The following is a 19,638-nucleotide window of genomic DNA, read 5'->3' on the forward strand; positions in this document are numbered from 1 at the left end:
TGGGGCGTCCTAGTGTCGGGGGACAGTCAGCGCTTCACCTGGGGGTTCGATCGTCATGGCCGCTCGTCGCCGCATCCGCATGCTCCTCGCCTCCGGCGGGGCCGTCGTCGTCGCTCTCGGGGTGGCCGGGTGCGGGTCCGCGGACGTCGAGGGGGCGCCCGTGGAGTCGAAGAGCTTCGCCCTGTCCGGGACGACCCTCACCATCGACTCCGACAACTCCGACCTGGAGATCGTGCCCGCCGACGTCGAGGACGTCCGCGTCAGCCGGCAGGTCGACGGGTGGGTGTTCATGGGCGACGGACCCGACGCGACCTGGCGGATGGCCGACGGCCGGCTCACCCTGCGGCTGGAGTGCGACGCGCTCGCGTCCAGCTGCGGGGCCGTCCACCGCATCCAGGTGCCGCGCGGTGTCTCGGTGACCGTGGAGGACGACAACGGCCGGGTGACCGCCGCGGGCTTCGCCACCCCGCTGAAGATCCGGTCCGACAACGGTGACGTCGTCGTCCGCCGCGCCACCGGCGCGCTCGACCTGGGGAGCGGCAACGGCAACGTCGTCGTCGAGGACTCCTCCGCCTCCACCGACGTCGCCGCGCGCACCGACAACGGCGACGTGCGGCTCACGCTGGGCGCCGTGCCGCGGCGGGTCGAGGCCGTCACCGACAACGGCAGCATCGACATCGCGCTGCCCCGTGCCACCTACGACGTGGACGGTCGGAGCGACAACGGCGACGTCCGGATCGGCGTGCCGACCGGGAAGGGCGGCGGGCACGTGGTGACCGCGCGCAGCGACAACGGAGAAGTCACCGTCCGTGCGGTGAACTGACCGGCCCGTGTGTTCGTCCTTACCCGGTGGGAGAATGAACCGAACCGGACACGGCGGACACGGGAGTGGGAGTGGCGGCGACTCACACGAGGGGCAGTGCGACGCGTGCCGTATCCGGGGAGCCCCCGGCGGCCTCCGCGGGTGCGGGGGCGGGCCGCGGCGCGCTGCGGCTCATGGTGGCGCTGCCGCTGCTGGGTCTCGCCCTGCTGCCCGGCGCCTTCGCCGGTGGCGGCACGCGGCGCTGGTTCGGCGGGCGCGGGGAGAGTCAGCGGGCGGAGGCGCAGGCCGCGAAGGACGCCGCCGCCGCCGCGTTCTACGAACTCGACACCGCCCAGCGCGATCTGCGGATCTCGATCGAGACCATCACGGCTGTCGACGACTCGCCCGGCGCGCGCCGCGCCGTCGAGGAGTTCGGCGCGCTGAGCCGGCGGATCGACGAGGTGAGCCACGCCTACATCACGGCCGTCGACGCCCATGATCTCGACAGGGACGAGCTGGACGCGGCCACCGCCGACCGGGCCCGCGGCGAGCTGACCCGCGCCAAGGACGAGCTCGTACGGGTCAAGGGGGAGCTGGAACGCTTCGAGCAGGGCCTCGGGCCGCTGCTGGACAAGGCCGAGACGCAGCTGGCCCGGCTCGCGCCCGCGATCGAGCGGGCCCGGCAGGCGCTGCGGGGCGCGAGCACCGCGCTCGACGCGGTACGGGAGTCCGGGCTCCGTGCCGACGACCTCGCCGCCCGGCTCGCGGCCCTCGGGCCGGAGCTCACCCGGCTCAACGAGGGCGCCGGCCGGCACGGCGTCGCCGAGACCCTGCAGCGGGCCGACCGTGTCCTGCGGGACGCGGAGGCGGTCCGCACCGAGGCCGAGCGGCTGCCCGAGCGGGCCGCCGAGACGGACAAGCGCCTGGTGTCGCTGCGTACCCGCGCCCAGGCCCTCACCACCCGGACCGGGGCCGTCGAGCCGGTCCTCTCGGAACTCCGGCGCCGTTTCTCGGCCGCCTGCTGGCAGGACCTCCAGCACGTTCCCGAGCAGGCCGCCGAGACCGTGCGGCAGGCCGAGGAGAAGCTGGGGGAGGCCGCGGCGGCCCGGGCCGAGCAGCGCTGGCCGGATGCCACCAGTCTCCTCACCACCGCCCGGGCCCTGCTGAACAGCACCGACGAGGCCGTGTCCGCCGCCGGTGACCGGCTGCGGAGGCTCGACGCGGTCGCCAAGGACCCGAAGCAGGAGATCGACCGCACGCGGTTCGCGGTGCGCGACGCCCAGCGCCTGGCCATGGACGGCCGCAGCACCCCCGACCCGCGGCACGCCCGACCGCTCGACGACGCCGTGGGCCGGCTCGACCGTGCCGTCGATGCTCTGGACAGCGGGCGGCACCCCGACTACTGGCACTTCCTGACCGAGCTGGAGGCCGTCCGCGCGACCGCCGCGCGCGTCGTCGAACAGATCCGTGAGGAGCGGGGCGCCGGCCACCATTAGGGGCCTCGCACGGTGTGCCGGGGTGGTGGCGCCCGCTAGCCTGGGCGCATGCCTCGCTATGAATACCGCTGCCGGACCTGCGGCGACACGTTCGAACTGAACCGGCCGATGGCCGAGTCGTCCGCTCCCGCCTCCTGCCCCGACGGGCACGACGACACCGTCAAGCTGCTTTCGGCCGTCGCCGTCGGCGGCACCGCGAAGGGCGGCGGCGCGCCCGCCGGCGGGGGTGGGGGCGGCTGCTGCGGTGGCGGCTGCTGCGGCTGACCGCGCGGGCGCCCGACCGTCCCGGCCGGGGCACCGCGCGGCTCCGGCCGAGCCGGGTCCTCAGCTGCCGAGGTACCGCAGGACCGCGAGTACCCGCTTGCTGTAGCCCTCGCCGGCTTCGCCCCGGCCGGTCAGCTCCAGCTTGTCGAAGATCGCGTTGATGTGTTTCTCCACGGCGCTCTGCGACACGTGCAGGCGGGCCGCGATCGTGGCGTTCGTGTGTCCCTGTGCCATCGCCGCCAGCACCTCGCCCTCGCGCGGGGTCAGGCGGGACAGCGGGTCGGTGTGGGAGGAGCGGACGAGCAGGCGGCGGACGACCTCCGGGTCGAAGGCGGTGCGGCCCTCCCCCACCCGTTCCAGGGCGTCCAGGAACTCGTCGACCTGCGCCACCCGGTCCTTGAGCAGGTATCCGACCGCGCCCGTTTCGCCGGTGAGGAGCTCGGTCGCGTACCGCCGCTCCACGTACTGCGAGAGCACGAGCACCCCGACCTCGGGGCTGCTCCGCCGGATCTCCAGGGCCGCCCGCAGGCCCTCGTCGGTGTGGGTCGGGGGCATCCGGACGTCGGCGACGACCACGTCGGGCGGGTCCGCCCGGACCGCCGCGAGGAGTTCGACCGCGTTGCCGACGGCCGCCGTGACCTCGTGGCCCTCCTCCACCAGGAGCCGTACGAGCCCCTCGCGCAGCAGGGTCGAGTCCTCCGCGAGGATCACACGCACGGCAGCTCCGCCCTGATGACCGTCGGGCCGCCGACGGGGCTGTCGACCGCGAGTCGTCCGTCCAGGGCCGCCGCCCGGCTCGCGAGGCCGGCCAGGCCGCTGCCGGAGGCGTCGGCCCCACCGGTTCCGTCGTCGCTCACGCGCACGTTCAACTCCTTCTCCTCCAGCGAGACATGGATGTCGATGCGGGTCGCCCCCGCATGCTTGGCGACATTGGTGACGGCCTCCGAGACGACGAAGTAGGCGACCGTCTCGACCGCTCTCGGCAGCTGCCGCGGCACCTCGTAGACGAGGCCGACCGGAAGCGGGCCGCGTTCCGCGACCGTCTCCAGGGCGGCCCGCAGGCCCGACTCGTCCAGCACGGCCGGGTAGACCCGCCAGGCCACCTCGCGGAGTTCGGCCAGGGCGCGCCGGCTCTCGTCGTGGGCCTGGAGGAGCAGTGCGTCGGCGCCTTCCGGATCGCGGCCGCGCAGTCGGCGGGCCCGGCCGAGGAGCATGCCGAGGGCGACGAGCCGCTGCTGCACCCCGTCGTGGAGGTCGCGCTCGATGCGGCGGCGCTCGTCGTGCACGGCGTCCATGACCTCCGCGCGGCTGGTGGCGAGTTGGGCGATCCGTGCCTCCAGCGCCTCGGCGAGGCTGGGTCCGAGGAAGCGGCGGGCCAACTGGCCTTCCAGGGAGGCGACTCCGACGGCGCCCTGGACGGAGAGGAAGAGCAGGAAGAGTCCTCCGAGGCTGCCGAGGGCGACCAGTCCGGGGAAGGCGATGTCGGTGACCAGCCAGCCCCAGAGGACGAAGGTGCCGAACCCGATCCCGTAGCCGGCGCAGACGAGGACGACGCCGCCGAGGACTCCGAGCGTCCAGCGGGCGCAGAGGTAGCGGAGGGCGGCCGCGTCGTCCTGGCCGCTGGGGAGCCGGACGTCGAGGAAGCGGTCGAGGCGTCGCCGTTCCAGGGCGACGAGACCGCGGGCGGCGGTGGCCGCGCGGCGCAGGACGGCGCGCCGGCCGCGCGGCCAGGGCAGGACGGGCAGCAGGGCGACGACGGTGGCGACCAGGCCGAGGAGTTCGGCCACGGCGGTGGCGGCGCCGAGGGCGAGCCCTACGGCCGTCCGCAGCAGGCGCGCGGTGTACCCGGCGAGAGTGCTCATGATCGGTCACGCTAGCCGCAGCCCGCGGGTGCGCGCACTGCGGTCATCCACACCTTGTCATGCGGTCTCCATCAGTCCGCGGCGGACGCCGGATTTCTAGCGTGGAAGCCATGGAGACCTGGATCAACGACCTCATGGAGACGCTCGGCGCCCCGGGTGCGGGCATCGCCGTCGCGCTGGAGAACCTGTTCCCGCCGATTCCGAGCGAGGTGATCCTGCCGCTGGCGGGGTTCGCCTCGGCGAGCGGGCGGATGGACCTGACCGCCGCGCTGCTGTGGACGACGCTCGGTTCGGTCGTCGGCGCGCTGGCGCTGTACGGGGTGGGGGCGCTGTTCGGCCGGGAGCGGACCCTCGCGATCGCGGCGAGGCTGCCGCTGGTGAAGGTCGCGGACATCGAGCGCACGGAGGCGTGGTTCCTGCGGCACGGCACCAAGGCGGTGTTCTTCGGCCGGATGGTGCCGATCTTCCGCAGTCTGGTGTCGGTTCCCGCGGGCGTCGAGCGGATGCCGCTGCCGGTGTTCCTCGTCCTCACGGCGCTCGGCAGCGCGTTGTGGAACACCGCCTTCGTGTCGGCCGGTTACGTCCTCGGTGACAACTGGGAGGAGGTCACCGGGTACGTGTCGGTCTACTCGAAGGCGGTGCTCGTGGTCGCGGCGGGCGCGGTGCTGTGGTTCCTGGGGCTGCGGTTGCTCAGGCCCGGTCGGGGAGTGCGGCGGGGGAACCGTTGAGCGAGGTGACGGTCTGCGGGGGCACGGTCGAGCGGTGGGCCCGTACCGCCGCGAGGAGGCGGCGCAGGATCTCCTCGCCGGCGGCGACGCCCCGCTCGCCGAGGGCGTCGAGGTGGGGTGCGGTCCACTGCGTGTCGGCGAGTTCGCCGTGGCCGGGGCGCCAGGCGCGGTCCGCGGCGAGGAGCAGGTCGGCGTCGAGGAGGGAGTCGCCGGCGGCCAGGGTGAGGGTGGCGCCGGCGCGGCGGGCGACCTCGTGCATCGCGGCGCTCTTGGTGAGCGGCTTGGGCACGGCGTAGACCTTGCGGCCCTGGAGCGAGACGGTCCAGCCGCGGGCGTCGGCCCACTCGCCGAAGCGCCGGAGCCACTCGTCGGGCAGGCGCTCCCGCTCGACGACGAGGTAGGCGAAGAGGTCTTCGGCGACCCGGTGCTTGCGCACCCAGGAGAGGTCGGTGGTGGCGGTGAAGTAGGCGCGGATCTCGGCGAGCGGCGCGCACTCGTCGGCGAGCCGGCGCACGACGGCCGCGTGCCAGTCGGGGTCGCTGACGCCGTCGACGAGGATGTGGCCGCCGTTGGCGCAGATCGCGTACTTCGGCGCGGGGCCGGGGAGTTGGATGCGCTGGTACTGCTTGCGCGTGCGGGTCGTGGTGGGGACGAAGACGGCCTCGGTGGCCAGTTCCTCCAGGAGTACGGCGGCGTCCTCCGTCATGAAGGACAGCGGCTTGCTCTCGTGCACCTCGATGCTGAGCAGCCGGGGCGCCTGCGCGTCGGGCATGCCGAGGGCGAGGGCGGCCGTGGAGTAGATGAGGGTCCGGTCGAGGTCGCTGGCGACCATGATGGTGGCGCTCACTGGGAGACCACCGCCTTCCCGTCGGCGCCGGTGGCGCCCCGCGTGTACTGAGGGTGGATCAGTCCCACGCAGGTGTAGGGGAGTTCGTCGACCTCCTCGACGGGCACCCCGCGCTGTTCGGCGAGCAGGCGCACGTGGGCGAGGTCGGCGCCGGCGCCGCGCTGGGCGAGGATCTTCCAGGGGACGCGGCGCAGCAGGACCCGGGTGGTCTCGCCGACACCCGGCTTGACCAGGTTGACGTCGTGGATGCCGTACTCCTCGCTGATCCGCTCGACGGCTGCCCAGCCCTCCCAGGTGGGGGTCCGGTCGGCGCTCAGCAGCTCCTTGACCTCGGCGTCGACGGAGTCGGCGACCTCGTCGAAGCGTACGGTGACGGCGTCCAGGAAGTCGTTCGACACATCGGCGCCGGCCAGTTCGCGGTAGAACTTCCCGCCGTGGAAGTCGTCGGGGCCGACCAGGTCGGCGCGCAGCACGGTGCGCGATATGAGGCCGGAGACGGTGGAGTTGAGGCACGCGGAGGGGATGAGGAAGTCCTCGCGGGTGCCGTAGGTGCGCACGCAGGAGCCGGGGTCGGCGAGGACCGCGATCTCCGGGTCGAAGGCCGGGCCGCCGTGCTTCTCCCGGTGGGCGTCCAGGGCCTCGGCGAGTTCGCGGGTGATGGCGCCCTTGCCGGTCCAGCCGTCGACGAAGACGACGTCGGCGGGGTCGTGGTGGGCGGCGAGCCAGCGCAGCGCGTTGGTGTCGATGCCGCGGCCGCGGACGATGGAGACGGCGTAGTGCGGCAGGTCGAGGCCGTGGCGGGCCTGGGCCCAGCGGCGCATGAGGACGCCGACGGGGGTGCCGGCGCGGGCGAGCGAGACGAGGACGGGGGTGCCGGCGCGTTCGGCGAGCACGGTCTCGGTGACGGTGCCGACGGCGCGGGCGATCCGGGCGGCGGAGGTCTCCAGGGCCGCCTGGAACAGCTCCTGGTACCGGGCGCTGGGCTGGTACTCGACGGGCAGCGACTCGGCGTAGTGGGCGCCGCCGCTCTGGATGGCCTCCTCGCGCTCCTCGGTCGGGGCCTCGAGATCGACGTCCGAGAGGTCCTGCAGCAGCCAGCCGACCTCCTCGGGGGCGTACGAGGAGAAGGCGGGGCCGCGGAGGGGCTCGGGCAGCATGGAGCTCCTTTCGGGAGCTTCGGTGGCGGGAGCGGGGACGTACGAGGGGACGACGGCCAGGACCACGTGCGGGACGTGGGCGGCGAGCTGGGCCAGCAGGCCGTCGGGGGCGTGCAGGTCGGGGGTGTCGGCGACGGAGTCGACGACGGCGACGACGGCGTCGAAGCCGGCACCCGCGACGTTGTAGGCGTAGCGCTCGCCGGGTCCGTCGGCGGGGGCGTCGTGGGCCGGGAAGACGAGCCGGGTGCGGATGGCGTAGCCGGGGTCGTCGACGGCGAGGACGGGCGAGCGGGTGGTGGTGGAGTACGCGACGTCGTGTCCGGCCCGCTCGAGTTCGGTGCCGAGCCGCAGCGGGGCGTACATGAGCTCCTCGAAGCCGAGGACGAGCACACGGGGCCGCGGGGCCGTCCGGCCGGTCGCGTCGGGCRCCGGCGCGCCGGGGCCCTGGGGCAGCGCCTCGGCGACCTGGGCGGCCAGGGCGGGCAGCGCGGCCTCCAGGCGGGCGCGGTGCTCGGGGGTGAAGCCGTGGCGGCCGCCGTCCGGGACGCCCTCGGGCCAGTCCAGGACGACGCGGGAGGCGGCGGACGCAACGGCTTCCTGCGCGAGCAGCGGGTCCCAGGAGCGGTCCCAGACCAGCTTGATGACGTTCCAGCCGGCGCCCCGGAACTGCGACTCCAGCTCCTGGATGATCTTGCCGTTGCCGCGTACCGGCCCGTCCAGGCGCTGGAGGTTGCAGTTGACGACGAAGGTCAGGAGGTCCACGCGGGCGCCGATCTCGGCGGCGAAGGCGGTGAGCCGGTCGCGGTCGGCGGGGGTGCGCATGTCGACGAGGGCGACGATCACGTAGCGGTCGCGCGGGTAGCGCGCGTGCAGGTCGCGGATGGTGTTGAGGACGGTGTTGCCGGTGGAGAACTCGTCGTCGACGAGGACCAGGGGTCCGTCGCCGGCGAGCAGCTTGGGGTCCTCGGGAAGGAGCAGGTGCGAGGTGGCGTGCGAGTGGGACTCCTCGAAGCCGCCGGCGGGGGCGACTCCGTCCACCGGCCGGCGGGTGGAGTGGAGGTAGGGAGCGAGGCCCAGGCCGTCGGCGACGCTGTGGCCGAGGCCGGTCGCGGTCTCCGCGTAGCCGAGGACGACGGCGCGCGCCGCGTCCTCGTCGCCGAGCAGGTCGCGTACCCGTACGCCCAGGGCGTGGCCGGCGTCGCGGACCACGGAGGGGCGCTGGGGCACGTGCTTGCCCAGCACGTTGGAGACGAGCAGATGGGCTCGTCTGGGGTTGCGGCGCAGTGCGAGGCCAAGGAGGCCCGGAAGCTGCTCGTCGCCGTTCAGTTCGACGCCGAGCCGCTCTGCGACCCACGTTCCCGACCACACCACGTCTTGGTTCACCTTCCGTCAGCCGGACAGTCCGGCGGTGAGCAGATCCACGAAGCCGACGTCCTCCTTGGCGACGCCGAACACCTCGGCGCGCAGGAGGGTGCGCTCGGCCCACGCGCGATGCGGCTTCACTTCATTCATTTTGTTCGTATATGCGGACCGCAGCACCCCGCCGCCGCCCCGCTCGGGACGCAGGATGTCCTGGGCGTCACTGAACTCCTCGTGGCTGACCACGGAGAGTGCGTGCACCGGGCTCACGTGGGTGGGGTGGATGCAGGTCTTTCCGAGCAGGCCGTTGGCCCGGTCGAGCTCGATCTCGCGCAGCAGTCCGTCGAGGTCGTGCTCGATGAGGGCGGTGCGCAGGTCCTCGGCGCGACCCTCCAGGAAGGGGCTGCGGCGCAGCTGGGGCTTGAACATGCGCTCGCCGAGCCGGAAGTACTCCCAGACGGGGCCGGTGATCGTGAAACCGGTGCCGTCGGACCGGCCGAGGACGTTGACGACGTCGGCGATGACGTGGGCGACGAGCTGGACGTCGTAGGCCGTCATGTCGGGCGAGCGGCGCAGTCCGTACGCGGAGCAGAAGTCGGTGACGCCGAGGCGCAGGGCCAGGACGCGGTCGCGGTGCTGGTTCACGAGCGTGGCGATGCCCGCGAGGGTGGCGGCGCGGGTCTCCAGGTGCAGCAGCTCGGGCGACTCGAGGACGGGCATGGCGAAAAGTCGCCGTCCGCAGGCGGCCTCGGCGACGCCGAGGGCGTCGAGGAACGCGCGCCCGCGGGGCTCGTCGAACTTCGGCAGGACGAAGCCGGAGAGCAGGCGGACGGTGTCGCCGAGGCGGGCGGTCAGATCGGGGATCTGGCCGGGCTCGCGGACCCGGATGAAGAGCAGGGGCAGGTCCTGCGGCGCGCCGGTCCCGCCGGCGGCGAGCTGGGCGAACTGCTCGACGAGGTTGGCCTCGGCGGCCTCGACGTCGGCGTCCGCGATGGAGTCCTCCAGGCAGAGCACCATGGAGACGACCCCGCGGGCGGCCTGTTTGCGCACGTCGTCGGCGAGGCGCGGCCGGGTGGCCGGGCTGTAGAGGGTGGCGCCCAGGGCGACGGCGAGGATGTTCGCGGGCGAGTCGGCCGTGAACTCGGCCGGCTCCTGGTGGAACAGCCCTGCCCGCGCGGCGGACGGGATGTGCCCGAAATGACGCAAGATAACTCCCCCGACTGCTGCTGCGGGCCCTGAAGACATGTGGCCGGTAATAGTACGTAGGTGCGGGTGTCCTTAGTTCCCTTCGCGCATGAAATCCAGGTAACTCATCCGCATCCACTGCATCTCCCCCGGATCGGTACGGCCCCCGCGTTGTCCCTGGCCGGGCCGGGAAGGCAGGATGACGCCCATGACGCACGCGATGCTGAAGGGCTCCAACGTCCCTCTCGACACCGCGGCCGTACGGGCCGTGCTCCGCTGGACCCCGGGCCCCGGGGTCCCCGACGTGGATGCCTCGGCCCTGCTCCTCGGCGCCGACGGGCGGGTACGGTCCGACGAGGACTTCGTCTTCTACAACCAGCCGCGCCACCCTTCGGGCCTGGTGCGGCGGCTGCCGAAGAAGCGGGTGGCCGAGGGTCTGACCGACACGGTGGAGGCCGATCTCGGCGGGCTCGACCCCTCGGTCGACCAGGTGGTGATCGCCGCCTCCTCGGACGGCGACACCTTCCGTTCCGTCCGTGACCTGCGGATCCTGGTGTACGACGCGGTCTCGTCGGAGCAGGACCCGCTCGCCGTCTTCGACGTGACGGCGGAGACCGGCGAGGAGACCGCGATCATCTGCGGCGAGCTGTACCGGCGCGGCGACGCGTGGAAGTTCCGCGCGGTGGGACAGGGCTACCCGACGGGTCTCGTGGGGCTCGCCACCGACTTCGGGATCTCGGTCGACGAGGCCGTGGACGAGGCAGGGGCGCCCGCGCAGGACCCGGCCCCCGGGCGGGACCTCGACGCGACCGTGGCGCACGTGCCCGGCCCGTCGCCGGCCCCGGTCGCCGTACCGCCCCGGCCGTCCGCTCCCCCGGCCTACGGCTACCCGCAGGCCGGCGAGGGCACCGGACCCGCTTACGGCTACCCGCAGCCGGCCTCGCCGCAGCCCGCGTACGGCTACCCGCAGCCCGCGGCGGCCGCCGCGCCCGCCCCCGACCCCAACTTCCGGATGCCTCCGATGGGCCCGCAGTTCGTCCGTCCGTAAGGCCACGGGTCACGCCTTGGTCTTGTAGCCGCGTCCCCACTGCAGGCCCCAGCCGTACAGCCGGTCCAGTTCGGCCTGGAAGCCGTAGACGAACTTGACCTCGCGCCGGACGACGAGTTCCTCCTTGACCCGCTCCACCGTGAAGACGGCGCAGGAGCGGGCCTGCGGGGCGCGCTCGTCGAGTTCGATCTCGACCCGCGGGCCGTTGCTCGGGTAGAGCGTCACCTTCGCGTGCGTGCGGTCGAAGGCGGGCGTCTGGTCGTAGATGTAGACGAAGAACAGCAGCCGCTTGATCGCGTCCCGGTGGTCGAGGTTGACGAAGATCGTCTCGCCGGACGAGCCGCCGAACCGGTCGTCGCCGCTGAGGTTCACGTACGGCGGCGAGTTCAGCGAGCCGTAGAAGCCTCCCAGCGGCTGTACGACGCCCTTGCTGCCGTCCGCGAGCTCGTACATGCAGCCGAGGTCCAGGTCGACGTTGACCACGCCCTGGGTGTGCGCCTGGACGACCTCGGGCTTGAAGAGCTTCGAGGGGTGGCGCAGCAGCCGGCCGCTCTGCCGGGAGCGGCCCTCGATGTCCGAGGTGCGCATCCGCCAGGAGAGGTTGACCCGGAGGTTGCCGGTGGCCGCGCCCTGCTTGGTGAGCGAGACCGCCGGACGGCGCTTGGTCAGCTCGATCGCGTTGGTCGAGGCGCTGCCCGAGTCGAACTGCGCCGTCCTGCCCGGAAACAGGCCGTCCCAGAAGGCCATGCGTCCCCACCCCCCACTCGTGACTGGTCCCCGCCGGCACGGCGGGGACACGCGACGGGGCGGCCGGGTGCACCGGCCGCCCCGCAGTGAAGCGTTCCTCGTTGCCGGGGGTGTCACACCCCGGACGACACCTCGGTCTTGTCGTCCGAGGCGTCAGCGTTTCCCTCGGCCGCCGCGATCGCCTTGTTGCGGCGGACGGAGGACCAGAAGGACCAGCCGATCAGCGCGACACCGATGAGGCCGGTGACGACCTCGGGGATCTCGTACTGGATGGTGACCATGAGGAGAACGGCGAGCGCGCCGATGGCGTAGTGGGCGCCGTGCTCCAGGTAGACGTAGTCGTCCAGGGTGCCCTGGCGGACCAGGTAGACCGTGAGCGAACGGACGTACATGGCGCCGACGCCGAGGCCGAGCGCCATGAGGACGATGTCGTTGGTGATGGCGAAGGCGCCGATGACGCCGTCGAACGAGAACGACGCGTCGAGGACCTCGAGGTAGAGGAACATGAAGAAGGCGGCCTTGCCGGCCAGCTGTACGGCCGAGGCGTTCTTGCCGCTGCGCTTGGCCTCCTCCTCCGCCTCGTGCTCGCGCTCTTCCTCCTCCTCGAGCTTGTTCTCGAAGTAGCCGGAGAGACCGCCGACCACGAGGTAGGTGATCAGACCGGCGATACCGGAGATGAGGACGGTCTGCGCCTTGTCGACGTGCGCGCCACCGTGCTGGTGGGCGTGGGTCGCGACGGTCATCGAGCTGATCAGCAGGACGATGAGGGCGATGCAGACCGACAGCATGTCGACCTTGCCCAGCTTGGCGAGCGGACGCTCGATCCAGCGCAGCCACTGGATGTCACGGTCCTCGAAGATGAAGTCGAGGAAGATCATCAGCAGGAACATGCCACCGAAGGCCGCGATCGACGGGTGCGCGTCGGTCACGAGCTCCTGGTAGCGGTCGGCATCGTTGAGTGCCAGGTCGACGGCCTCTATGGGCCCGATCTTGGCGCTGATGGCGACGATCACGACGGGGAAGACCAGCCGCATGCCGAAGACGGCGATGAGGACACCGATGGTGAGGAAGATCTTCTGCCAGAAGGCATTCATCTTCTTCAGGATTCCGGCGTTGACCACCGCATTGTCGAAGGACAGCGAGATCTCGAGGACGCAGAGGATCGCGACGATCCCGAACGCTTCCCACCCCCCGTAGAGCACCGCTGCGACCAGGCCGAGCGCCGTAATGGCAAACGACCAGCCGAAGGTTTTCAGAACCACTGGCTACCCCATCGTGTTATGTACGCGGCTTTACGAAACGTTGACCCCGAAGTCTAGAGCGATGCCCCGGAGCCCGGACGCGTACCCCTGTCCCACCGCCCGGAACTTCCACTCGCCCCCGTAGCGGTACAGCTCGCCGAAGATCATCGCGGTCTCCGTCGAGGCGTCCTCGGAGAGGTCGTAGCGGGCGAGTTCCTGGCCGTCGGCCTGATTCACCACGCGGATGAAGGCATTGCCGACCTGGCCGAATGTCTGGCCCCGATTGTCGGCGTCGTGGATCGAGACCGGAAAGACGATCTTGTCGCAGTGGGCCGGCACCCGGTTGAGGTCGACGATCAGCGACTCGTCGTCGCCGTCACCCTCGCCGGTGAGGTTGTCGCCGGTGTGTTCGACGGAGCCCTCGGGGCTCTTCAGGTTGTTGTAGAAGACGAAGAACTCGTCCCCGAGCACGCGACCCGCCTGGCACAGCAGCGCGCTGGCGTCGAGGTCGAAGGGCGCTCCGGTGGTGGAGCGCGCGTCCCAGCCGAGGCCGACCAGCACCTGGGTCAGGTTGGGTGCGGCCTTGGACAGGGAGACGTTGCCTCCCTTGGCGAGCGTGACGCCCATGATGTGGTTCCTCCCCGGTGAGAACTGCTGCGTGCGGGCCCGTGCGCGCGCGACCGGCCGGTGACGCGCGTACGGCCGATGAGGCACGTCCGGCGCCGCACGGAGAGTGCGGCGCCGGACGGAGTCGGTGCGTGGCTCAGACGTTGACGCCGAAGTCCTGGGCGATGCCGCGGAGGCCGGACGCGTAGCCCTGGCCGACCGCGCGGAACTTCCACTCCGCCCCGTTGCGGTACAGCTCGCCGAAGACCATGGCGGTCTCCGTCGAGGCGTCCTCGGAGAGGTCGTAGCGGGCGATCTCGGCGCCGCCGGCCTGGTTCACGACGCGGATGAACGCGTTGCGCACCTGGCCGAAGGACTGCTGGCGGTTCTCGGCGTCGTAGATCGACACCGGGAAGACGATCTTGGCGACATCGGCGGGGACGCCGGCCAGGTTGACCTTGACCTGCTCGTCGTCACCCTCGCCCTCACCGGTGAGGTTGTCACCGGTGTGCTCGACCGAGCCGTCCGCGCTCTTCAGGTTGTTGAAGAACACGAAGTCCTGGTCGTTGCGGACCTTGCCCTCCGCGCTGACCAGAATGGCGCTGGCGTCGAGGTCGAAGTCCGTACCGGTGGTGGTGCGGACGTCCCAGCCGAGACCGACGGTGACGTCGGTCAGGCCAGGGGCCTCCTTGGTCAGCGAGACGTTGCCGCCCTTGCTGAGGCTGACTCCCACGAGTCCCTCCATTGGTTTCCAGGGGCAGCGCCCCCGTCGTGCGTTGGCATCGGATCAACGAGTGGATCCTAGTGACGGGTTCCCGGCCTGGACAGGCGATTCGCCCCGATGTTCCACAGGTGTCGACGGCCGCGGGGCCGGCCGGGGGTGCCGTCCGGTGGACCGGCGGGCCTCAGAGGGTGTCGAGGGCCTTGAGGTAGTCGTTCAGGTCGCGGGCGTCCGGCAGAGCGTTGACGACGCTCCAGCGGACCACGCCGTCCTTGTCGATGATGAAGGTGCCGCGCACGGCGCAGCCCTTCTCCTCGTCGAAGACGCCGTAGGCGCGGGAAGCCTCGCCGTGCTTCCAGAAGTCGGAGAGGAGCGGGTACTCCAGGCCCTCCTGCTCGGCGAAGATGCGCAGGGTGTGGATGGAGTCGTTGGAGACGGCGAGCAGCTGGGTGTCGTCGTTGACGAACTTCGGCAGGTTGTCGCGCAGCTCGCACAGCTCGCCGGTGCAGACCCCGGTGAAGGCGAAGGGGTAGAAGAGCAGGACGACGTTCTTCTCGCCCTGGTAGTCCGAGAGCCGGACGGTGCGGCCGTGGTTGTCCTTGAGCTCGAACTCGGGGGCCTTGGTGCCGACCTCGATCGCCATGACGTACGCGTCCCTCCACTGGACCGAACAGGTGAGGCACCAGCCTACGCAAGGGACCCCCGCCGGCGGTGCCGGCGGGGGTCCCTGCTGCTGTGGGGTCAGCGCTTGGGCGCCACCAGGCGGCTTCCCGCCCAGTCCTTGGCGACGCTGACGCTCTTGGTCTGGGAGAGACCGGCGGTCTGCGCGGCATCGCTGATGTCGCTCGGCTCGATGTAGCCGTCGCGGCCGGTCTTCGGCGTCAGCAGCCAGATCACGCCGCCGTCCTCCAGAAGACCGATGGTGTCCACCAGTGCGTCGGTGAGGTCTCCGTCCTCGTCGCGGAACCAGAGCACGACGGCGTCGGCGACGTCGTCGTAGTCCTCGTCCACAAGGTCCGACCCGATGATGGACTCGATGCCTTCACGGAGATCGAAGTCGACGTCTTCGTCGTAACCGATCTCCTGGACCACCTGTCCGGGCTCGAACCCCAGCCTCGCTGCCGGGTTGGTCCGCTCCTCCGCGTGGTCCGCGGTCGCGCTCACGGCTTGCCTCCTGATCATGTATCGGAAAATGCTTCGGCCACGCGCGTACGCGCGGCGCTGGCCGTAGTCCACACGGGCTGGGCGGATCGCGCAAGTACCCGGCCGTCGAGACCGCCGAAACGGTGACGTTTGGGGCCGTCTCGCCGCAACTTCCGGGCCGGATCCACTCCGCTCCGTGACACGGCACACACTCTTCGCCCTGGTTTGTGGTCTCGTGCGGCTTCAGTCTGCCGAACGCGCGGACGAAACGCATGCGCGGGATGGGCGTAAGGTTGCGATTTGACCCGACCAGGCGCCCCACGGGGGTTACCCCTCGGTAGAGATGACGTTTGACACCGACGGGGTACACGATGGACTTCCCGGCCTCCCCGTGGGCTCCACCGAACAGCGAAGGAACAGCGTGGCTTCCGGATCCGATCGCAACCCGATCATCATTGGCGGCCTTCCCAGCCAGGTCCCGGACTTCGATCCCGAAGAGACCCAGGAATGGCTCGACTCCCTCGACGCCGCCGTCGACGAGCGGGGCCGGGAGCGGGCCCGCTACCTGATGCTCCGCCTGATCGAGCGGGCGCGCGAGAAGCGTGTCGCCGTGCCCGAGATGCGCAGCACGGACTACGTGAACACGATCGCCACCCGGGACGAGCCCTTCTTCCCCGGCAACGAGGAGATCGAGCGCAAGGTCCTCAACGCGACCCGGTGGAACGCGGCCGTGATGGTCTCGCGCGCCCAGCGCCCGGGCATCGGGGTCGGCGGCCACATCGCCACCTTCGCCTCCTCGGCCTCGCTGTACGACGTCGGCTTCAACCACTTCTTCCGGGGCAAGGACGAGGGCGACGGCGGCGACCAGATCTTCTTCCAGGGCCACGCCTCCCCCGGCATCTACGCCCGCGCCTACCTCCTCGACCGGCTGAACGAGACGCAGCTCGACGCCTTCCGCCAGGAGAAGTCGAAGTACCCGAACGGCCTGTCCTCCTACCCGCACCCGCGGCTGATGCCGGACTTCTGGGAGTTCCCGACCGTCTCGATGGGCCTCGGCCCCCTCGGCGCGATCTACCAGGCCCGGATGAACCGGTACATGGAGGCGCGCGGCATCGCCGACACCTCCAAGTCGCACGTCTGGGCCTTCCTCGGCGACGGCGAGATGGACGAGCCGGAGTCGCTCGGCCAGCTGTCCATCGCCGCCCGCGAGGGCCTGGACAACCTGACCTTCGTCGTCAACTGCAACCTCCAGCGCCTGGACGGGCCGGTACGCGGCAACGGCAAGATCATCCAGGAGCTGGAGTCGCAGTTCCGGGGCGCCGGCTGGAACGTCATCAAGCTGGTCTGGGACCGCTCCTGGGACCCGCTGCTCGCGCAGGACCGCGACGGCATCCTGGTGAACAAGCTGAACTCGACGCCGGACGGCCAGTTCCAGACGTACGCGACGGAGACCGGCGCGTACATCCGCGACCACTTCTTCGGCGACGACCAGCGGCTGCGCTCGATGGTCGAGAACATGTCGGACCAGCAGATCCTCCACCTGGGCCGCGGCGGGCACGACCACCGCAAGATCTTCGCGGCCTTCGCGGCGGCCAAGGCCCACAAGGGCCAGCCGACCGTGGTGCTGGCGCAGACGGTCAAGGGCTGGACGCTCGGCCCGAACTTCGAGGGCCGCAACGCGACCCACCAGATGAAGAAGCTGACGGTCGACGACCTCAAGCGCTTCCGCGACCGGCTGCACATCCCCATCACGGACAAGCAGCTGGACGAGGGCTACCCGCCGTACTACCACCCGGGTCGCGACTCGGAGGAGATCCAGTACATGCACGACCGCCGCAAGGCGCTGGGCGGGTACGTCCCGACCCGGGTCGTGCGGGCGAAGCCCCTGGCCCTGCCCGAGGACACCGCCTACGCGGCGGCCAAGAAGGGCTCGGGGCAGCAGTCGATCGCCACCACGATGGCCTTCGTCCGCATCCTGAAGGACCTCATGCGGGACAAGGAGATCGGCAAGCGCTTCGTGCTGATCGCCCCCGACGAGTACCGCACCTTCGGCATGGACGCGTTCTTCCCGAGCGCCAAGATCTACAACCCGCTGGGCCAGCAGTACGAGGCCGTGGACCGCGAGCTGCTCCTGGCGTACAAGGAGTCTCCGACCGGCCAGATGCTGCACGACGGCATCTCCGAGGCGGGCTGCACCGCCTCGCTGATCGCCGCGGGTTCGGCGTACGCGACGCACGGCGAGCCGCTGATCCCGGTCTACGTCTTCTACTCGATGTTCGGCTTCCAGCGGACCGGCGACCAGTTCTGGCAGATGGCCGACCAGCTCGCGCGCGGCTTCGTGCTCGGCGCGACCGCCGGCCGCACGACCCTGACCGGCGAGGGCCTGCAGCACGCGGACGGCCACTCGCAGCTGCTCGCCTCGACGAACCCGGGCTGCGTCGCCTACGACCCGGCCTTCGGCTACGAGATCGCGCACATCGTCAAGGACGGCCTGCGCCGGATGTACGGCCCCGACGCCGAGGACGTCTTCTACTACCTCACCGTCTACAACGAGCCGATCCAGCACCCCGCGGAGCCGGCGGACGTGGACGTCGAGGGCATCCTCAAGGGCATCCACCTCCACGCCCGCGGCGAGACCGGTTCGATCCCCGCGCAGATCATGGCCTCCGGTGTCGCGGTGCCGTGGGCGGTCGAGGCGCAGCGGATCCTCGCCGAGGAGTGGAACGTGCGGGCCGACGTCTGGTCGGCGACGTCCTGGAACGAGCTGCGCCGCGAGGCCGTGGACGTCGACCGGCACAACCTGCTCCACCCCGACGAGGAGCAGCGCGTCCCGTACGTGACGCGGAAGCTCTCCGGTGCCCAGGGTCCCTTCGTGGCGGTCTCGGACTGGATGCGCTCCGTCCCCGACCAGATCTCCCGCTGGGTCCCGGGCGCCTACACCTCGCTGGGCGCGGACGGCTTCGGCTTCGCGGACACGCGCGGTGCGGCCCGCCGCTACTTCCACATCGACGCCCAGTCGATCGTGCTGGCGGTCCTCACCGAGCTGGCCCGTGACGGCAAGGTCGACCGTTCGGTACTGAAGCAGGCCGTGGACCGCTACCAGCTGCTCGACGTGGCGGCGGCGGACCCGGGCGCCGCCGGCGGCGACGCCTAGGAGCCTGTCCGTCCGGAGCCTCCTCGCCGGGCACCTGACCGGATGGCCGCGAGGTAAGCGTCACGCCTGGTGAGGGGCGGTGGGACCGATGGTCCCGCCGCCCTTCGGCGTTCCCTACGATGCCTCGCATGAGGGAACACTGGGAGGCGCGGACCCAGGCGCCGCTGCTGGCGCTCGCGGTGGCGTTCGGCATCGCCTACGCCGTACGGATCGTGCTGCCCGACGCGGACCCGTGGGTCCACTCGGTCTGCTCGCTGACCGAGTGGGTGGTCTGGGTCGCCTTCGCGCTGGACTACCTCGTCCGCCTGGCCCTCGCACCGGCCAAGTGGGCGTTCGTCCGCGGCCATCCGCTGGACCTGCTGGCGGTACTGCTGCCGCTCGTGCAGCCGCTGCGGCTGCTGCGTCTGGTCTCCACGCTCCTCCTGGTGGGCCGGCGGGCCCGGATGGCCCCGCAGATAACGCTCACCACGTACGTGGCGGGCGCGGTGGTCGGGCTGATGATGTTCGGCTCGCTGGCCGTCCTGCACGTGGAGCGCGACGCGCCGAACGGCAACATCAAGACCCTCGGCGACGCCGTCTGGTGGTCGTTCACCACGATGACGACCGTGGGCTACGGGGACCACGCGCCGACGACGGGACTGGGCCGGATCCTCGCCGTGGGTCTGATGCTCTCCGGGATCGCGCTGCTCGGTGTGGTGACCGCCAACATCGCCGCCTGGTTCATCTCGCGCTTCGACCGGGACGACGAGGTCGAGCGCCGCCAGACCGAGCTGCTCGAAGCGCTGACGCGCGAGGTGAAGGAGCTGCGGGCCGAGGTCGCACGCCTGACGGCGCCGACCGGGGTGCCGCCGCAGGGGGACACCGCTACCGCTCCCAGATCTTGAAGGCCCGCACCTGGTGGGGCGACTGCGGCACCCAGGTGCCACCGCCCGGATAGGTCTCGAAGGCGCCTGTCTCCGCGCACTCCGCCGACTGGTAGGTGGTGACCGGCCGCCCGGTGCGGTTGGCGAGGGCCTGGGCGGTCGTCCCGGCCGGGAGCGGGACGCAGCTGTCGATGTCGGTGTCGGACAGCTCGCGGGTCACGGCCCTGCCGCGGAAGTCGGTCTTGGGCCAGAGGCAGAGCTGGCCGGGCCCGCAGGCGCCGAGCCGCGGCCCCGGTGCCGCGGCGGTCACGGCACCGGCCGTGGCCGCGGGCAGGGCGGTGAGCAGGGTGGCCGCCGCCAGGGCGGCAACGGTGAGAACGGTCTTCGTACGCATGATGCTGAACCCCCGATGTCG

General features: G+C 71.5%; 19 protein-coding genes. 7 read left to right on the forward strand and 12 right to left on the reverse strand.

Translation table 11 applies throughout. From position 1 onward, the window contains the following. Nucleotides 1–55 precede the first annotated feature (55 nt). The 3 genes from EAO71_RS12735 (at nucleotide 56) to EAO71_RS12745 (ending at nucleotide 2,562) form a co-directional block, all read left to right on the forward strand. Nucleotides 56–823, forward strand: a complete 768-nt coding sequence (locus EAO71_RS12735; protein ID WP_147977827.1) for a DUF4097 family beta strand repeat-containing protein — start codon at nucleotides 56–58, stop codon at nucleotides 821–823. A gap of 173 nt (nucleotides 824–996) precedes the next feature. Next, nucleotides 997–2,298: a hypothetical protein gene (locus EAO71_RS12740; RefSeq protein ID WP_261992113.1), complete on the forward strand. Its 1,302-nt coding sequence runs from the start codon at nucleotides 997–999 to the stop codon at nucleotides 2,296–2,298. Nucleotides 2,299–2,346: 48 nt separating this feature from the next. Further along, complete coding sequence (locus tag EAO71_RS12745) at nucleotides 2,347–2,562, forward strand: FmdB family zinc ribbon protein (protein ID WP_147977828.1); 216 nt, start codon at nucleotides 2,347–2,349, stop codon at nucleotides 2,560–2,562. Nucleotides 2,563–2,622: 60 nt separating this feature from the next. Here EAO71_RS12745 and EAO71_RS12750 read toward each other — a convergent pair whose 3' ends face one another. Together EAO71_RS12750 and EAO71_RS12755 are read right to left on the reverse strand one after the other, a co-directional pair. Then, a complete protein-coding gene (locus tag EAO71_RS12750) occupies nucleotides 2,623–3,279 on the reverse strand; it encodes a response regulator transcription factor (protein ID WP_187282654.1) in 657 nt (218 codons plus the stop codon). Then, entirely contained in the window at nucleotides 3,270–4,424 is a 1,155-nt protein-coding gene (locus EAO71_RS12755; protein WP_147977829.1) for a sensor histidine kinase, read from the reverse strand. Before EAO71_RS12755 ends, EAO71_RS12750 begins: the two co-directional genes overlap by 10 nt. A gap of 110 nt (nucleotides 4,425–4,534) precedes the next feature. Here EAO71_RS12755 and EAO71_RS12760 point away from each other — a divergent pair, with 110 nt between their 5' ends. Beyond that, the gene (locus tag EAO71_RS12760) at nucleotides 4,535–5,152 is read left to right on the forward strand and encodes a DedA family protein (protein ID WP_187282655.1); all 618 of its coding nucleotides are present in this window, start codon (nucleotides 4,535–4,537) and stop codon (nucleotides 5,150–5,152) included. Here EAO71_RS12760 and EAO71_RS12765 read toward each other — a convergent pair. The 3 genes from EAO71_RS12765 to EAO71_RS12775 are packed head-to-tail and all read right to left on the reverse strand — an operon-like array spanning nucleotide 5,115 to nucleotide 9,721. Next, nucleotides 5,115–5,984 (reverse strand): HAD family hydrolase, encoded by an 870-nt coding sequence (locus EAO71_RS12765; RefSeq protein WP_147979270.1) that lies wholly within the window; start codon nucleotides 5,982–5,984, stop codon nucleotides 5,115–5,117. The genes EAO71_RS12760 and EAO71_RS12765 overlap by 38 nt on opposite strands. An 11-nt stretch (nucleotides 5,985–5,995) precedes the next feature. After that, nucleotides 5,996–8,527 (reverse strand): phosphoribosyltransferase, encoded by a 2,532-nt coding sequence (locus EAO71_RS12770; RefSeq protein ID WP_187282656.1) that lies wholly within the window; start codon nucleotides 8,525–8,527, stop codon nucleotides 5,996–5,998. 18 nt (nucleotides 8,528–8,545) lie between these two features. Beyond that, a complete protein-coding gene (locus tag EAO71_RS12775; RefSeq protein WP_147977832.1) occupies nucleotides 8,546–9,721 on the reverse strand; it encodes an HpcH/HpaI aldolase/citrate lyase family protein in 1,176 nt (391 codons plus the stop codon). A 187-nt stretch (nucleotides 9,722–9,908) separates the two neighbouring features. Here EAO71_RS12775 and EAO71_RS12780 point away from each other — a divergent pair, with 187 nt between their 5' ends. Next, nucleotides 9,909–10,748 (forward strand): TerD family protein, encoded by an 840-nt coding sequence (locus EAO71_RS12780; RefSeq protein ID WP_147977833.1) that lies wholly within the window; start codon nucleotides 9,909–9,911, stop codon nucleotides 10,746–10,748. A 9-nt stretch (nucleotides 10,749–10,757) separates the two neighbouring features. On the opposite strand, the gene EAO71_RS12785 is transcribed toward EAO71_RS12780, so the two are convergent. The 6 genes from EAO71_RS12785 to EAO71_RS12810 all read right to left on the reverse strand — a co-directional run bounded on the left by EAO71_RS12785 (nucleotide 10,758) and on the right by EAO71_RS12810 (nucleotide 15,227). Next, complete coding sequence (locus tag EAO71_RS12785; RefSeq protein WP_147977834.1) at nucleotides 10,758–11,495, reverse strand: TerD family protein; 738 nt, start codon at nucleotides 11,493–11,495, stop codon at nucleotides 10,758–10,760. 113 nt (nucleotides 11,496–11,608) lie between these two features. Then, the gene (locus EAO71_RS12790; RefSeq protein ID WP_147977835.1) at nucleotides 11,609–12,757 is read right to left on the reverse strand and encodes a DUF475 domain-containing protein; all 1,149 of its coding nucleotides are present in this window, start codon (nucleotides 12,755–12,757) and stop codon (nucleotides 11,609–11,611) included. A 30-nt stretch (nucleotides 12,758–12,787) separates the two neighbouring features. Then, complete coding sequence (locus EAO71_RS12795) at nucleotides 12,788–13,363, reverse strand: TerD family protein (protein ID WP_147977836.1); 576 nt, start codon at nucleotides 13,361–13,363, stop codon at nucleotides 12,788–12,790. Nucleotides 13,364–13,499: 136 nt separating this feature from the next. Beyond that, nucleotides 13,500–14,075: a TerD family protein gene (locus EAO71_RS12800; RefSeq protein ID WP_147977837.1), complete on the reverse strand. Its 576-nt coding sequence runs from the start codon at nucleotides 14,073–14,075 to the stop codon at nucleotides 13,500–13,502. 172 nt (nucleotides 14,076–14,247) lie between these two features. Further along, the gene (locus EAO71_RS12805) at nucleotides 14,248–14,706 is read right to left on the reverse strand and encodes a peroxiredoxin (protein WP_147977838.1); all 459 of its coding nucleotides are present in this window, start codon (nucleotides 14,704–14,706) and stop codon (nucleotides 14,248–14,250) included. 98 nt (nucleotides 14,707–14,804) lie between these two features. After that, nucleotides 14,805–15,227: a DUF3052 domain-containing protein gene (locus EAO71_RS12810; RefSeq protein ID WP_147977839.1), complete on the reverse strand. Its 423-nt coding sequence runs from the start codon at nucleotides 15,225–15,227 to the stop codon at nucleotides 14,805–14,807. Nucleotides 15,228–15,627: 400 nt separating this feature from the next. On the opposite strand from EAO71_RS12810, the gene aceE reads away from it, so the two are divergent. Both aceE and EAO71_RS12825 read left to right on the forward strand, forming a co-directional pair. Further along, a complete protein-coding gene (gene aceE / locus EAO71_RS12820) occupies nucleotides 15,628–18,360 on the forward strand; it encodes a pyruvate dehydrogenase (acetyl-transferring), homodimeric type (RefSeq protein WP_147977840.1) in 2,733 nt (910 codons plus the stop codon). Between the two features lie 119 nt (nucleotides 18,361–18,479). Further along, on the forward strand, nucleotides 18,480–19,244 hold the full coding sequence (locus tag EAO71_RS12825; protein ID WP_147977841.1) for a potassium channel family protein: 765 nt from the start codon (nucleotides 18,480–18,482) through the stop codon (nucleotides 19,242–19,244). On the opposite strand, the gene EAO71_RS12830 is transcribed toward EAO71_RS12825, so the two are convergent. After that, nucleotides 19,225–19,617: a peptidase inhibitor family I36 protein gene (locus EAO71_RS12830; protein ID WP_147977842.1), complete on the reverse strand. Its 393-nt coding sequence runs from the start codon at nucleotides 19,615–19,617 to the stop codon at nucleotides 19,225–19,227. The genes EAO71_RS12825 and EAO71_RS12830 overlap by 20 nt on opposite strands. Nucleotides 19,618–19,638: the final 21 nt, after the last annotated feature.

The organism is Streptomyces sp. MS191 (assembly GCF_008042125.1).
GTDB lineage: Bacteria > Actinomycetota > Actinomycetes > Streptomycetales > Streptomycetaceae > Streptomyces.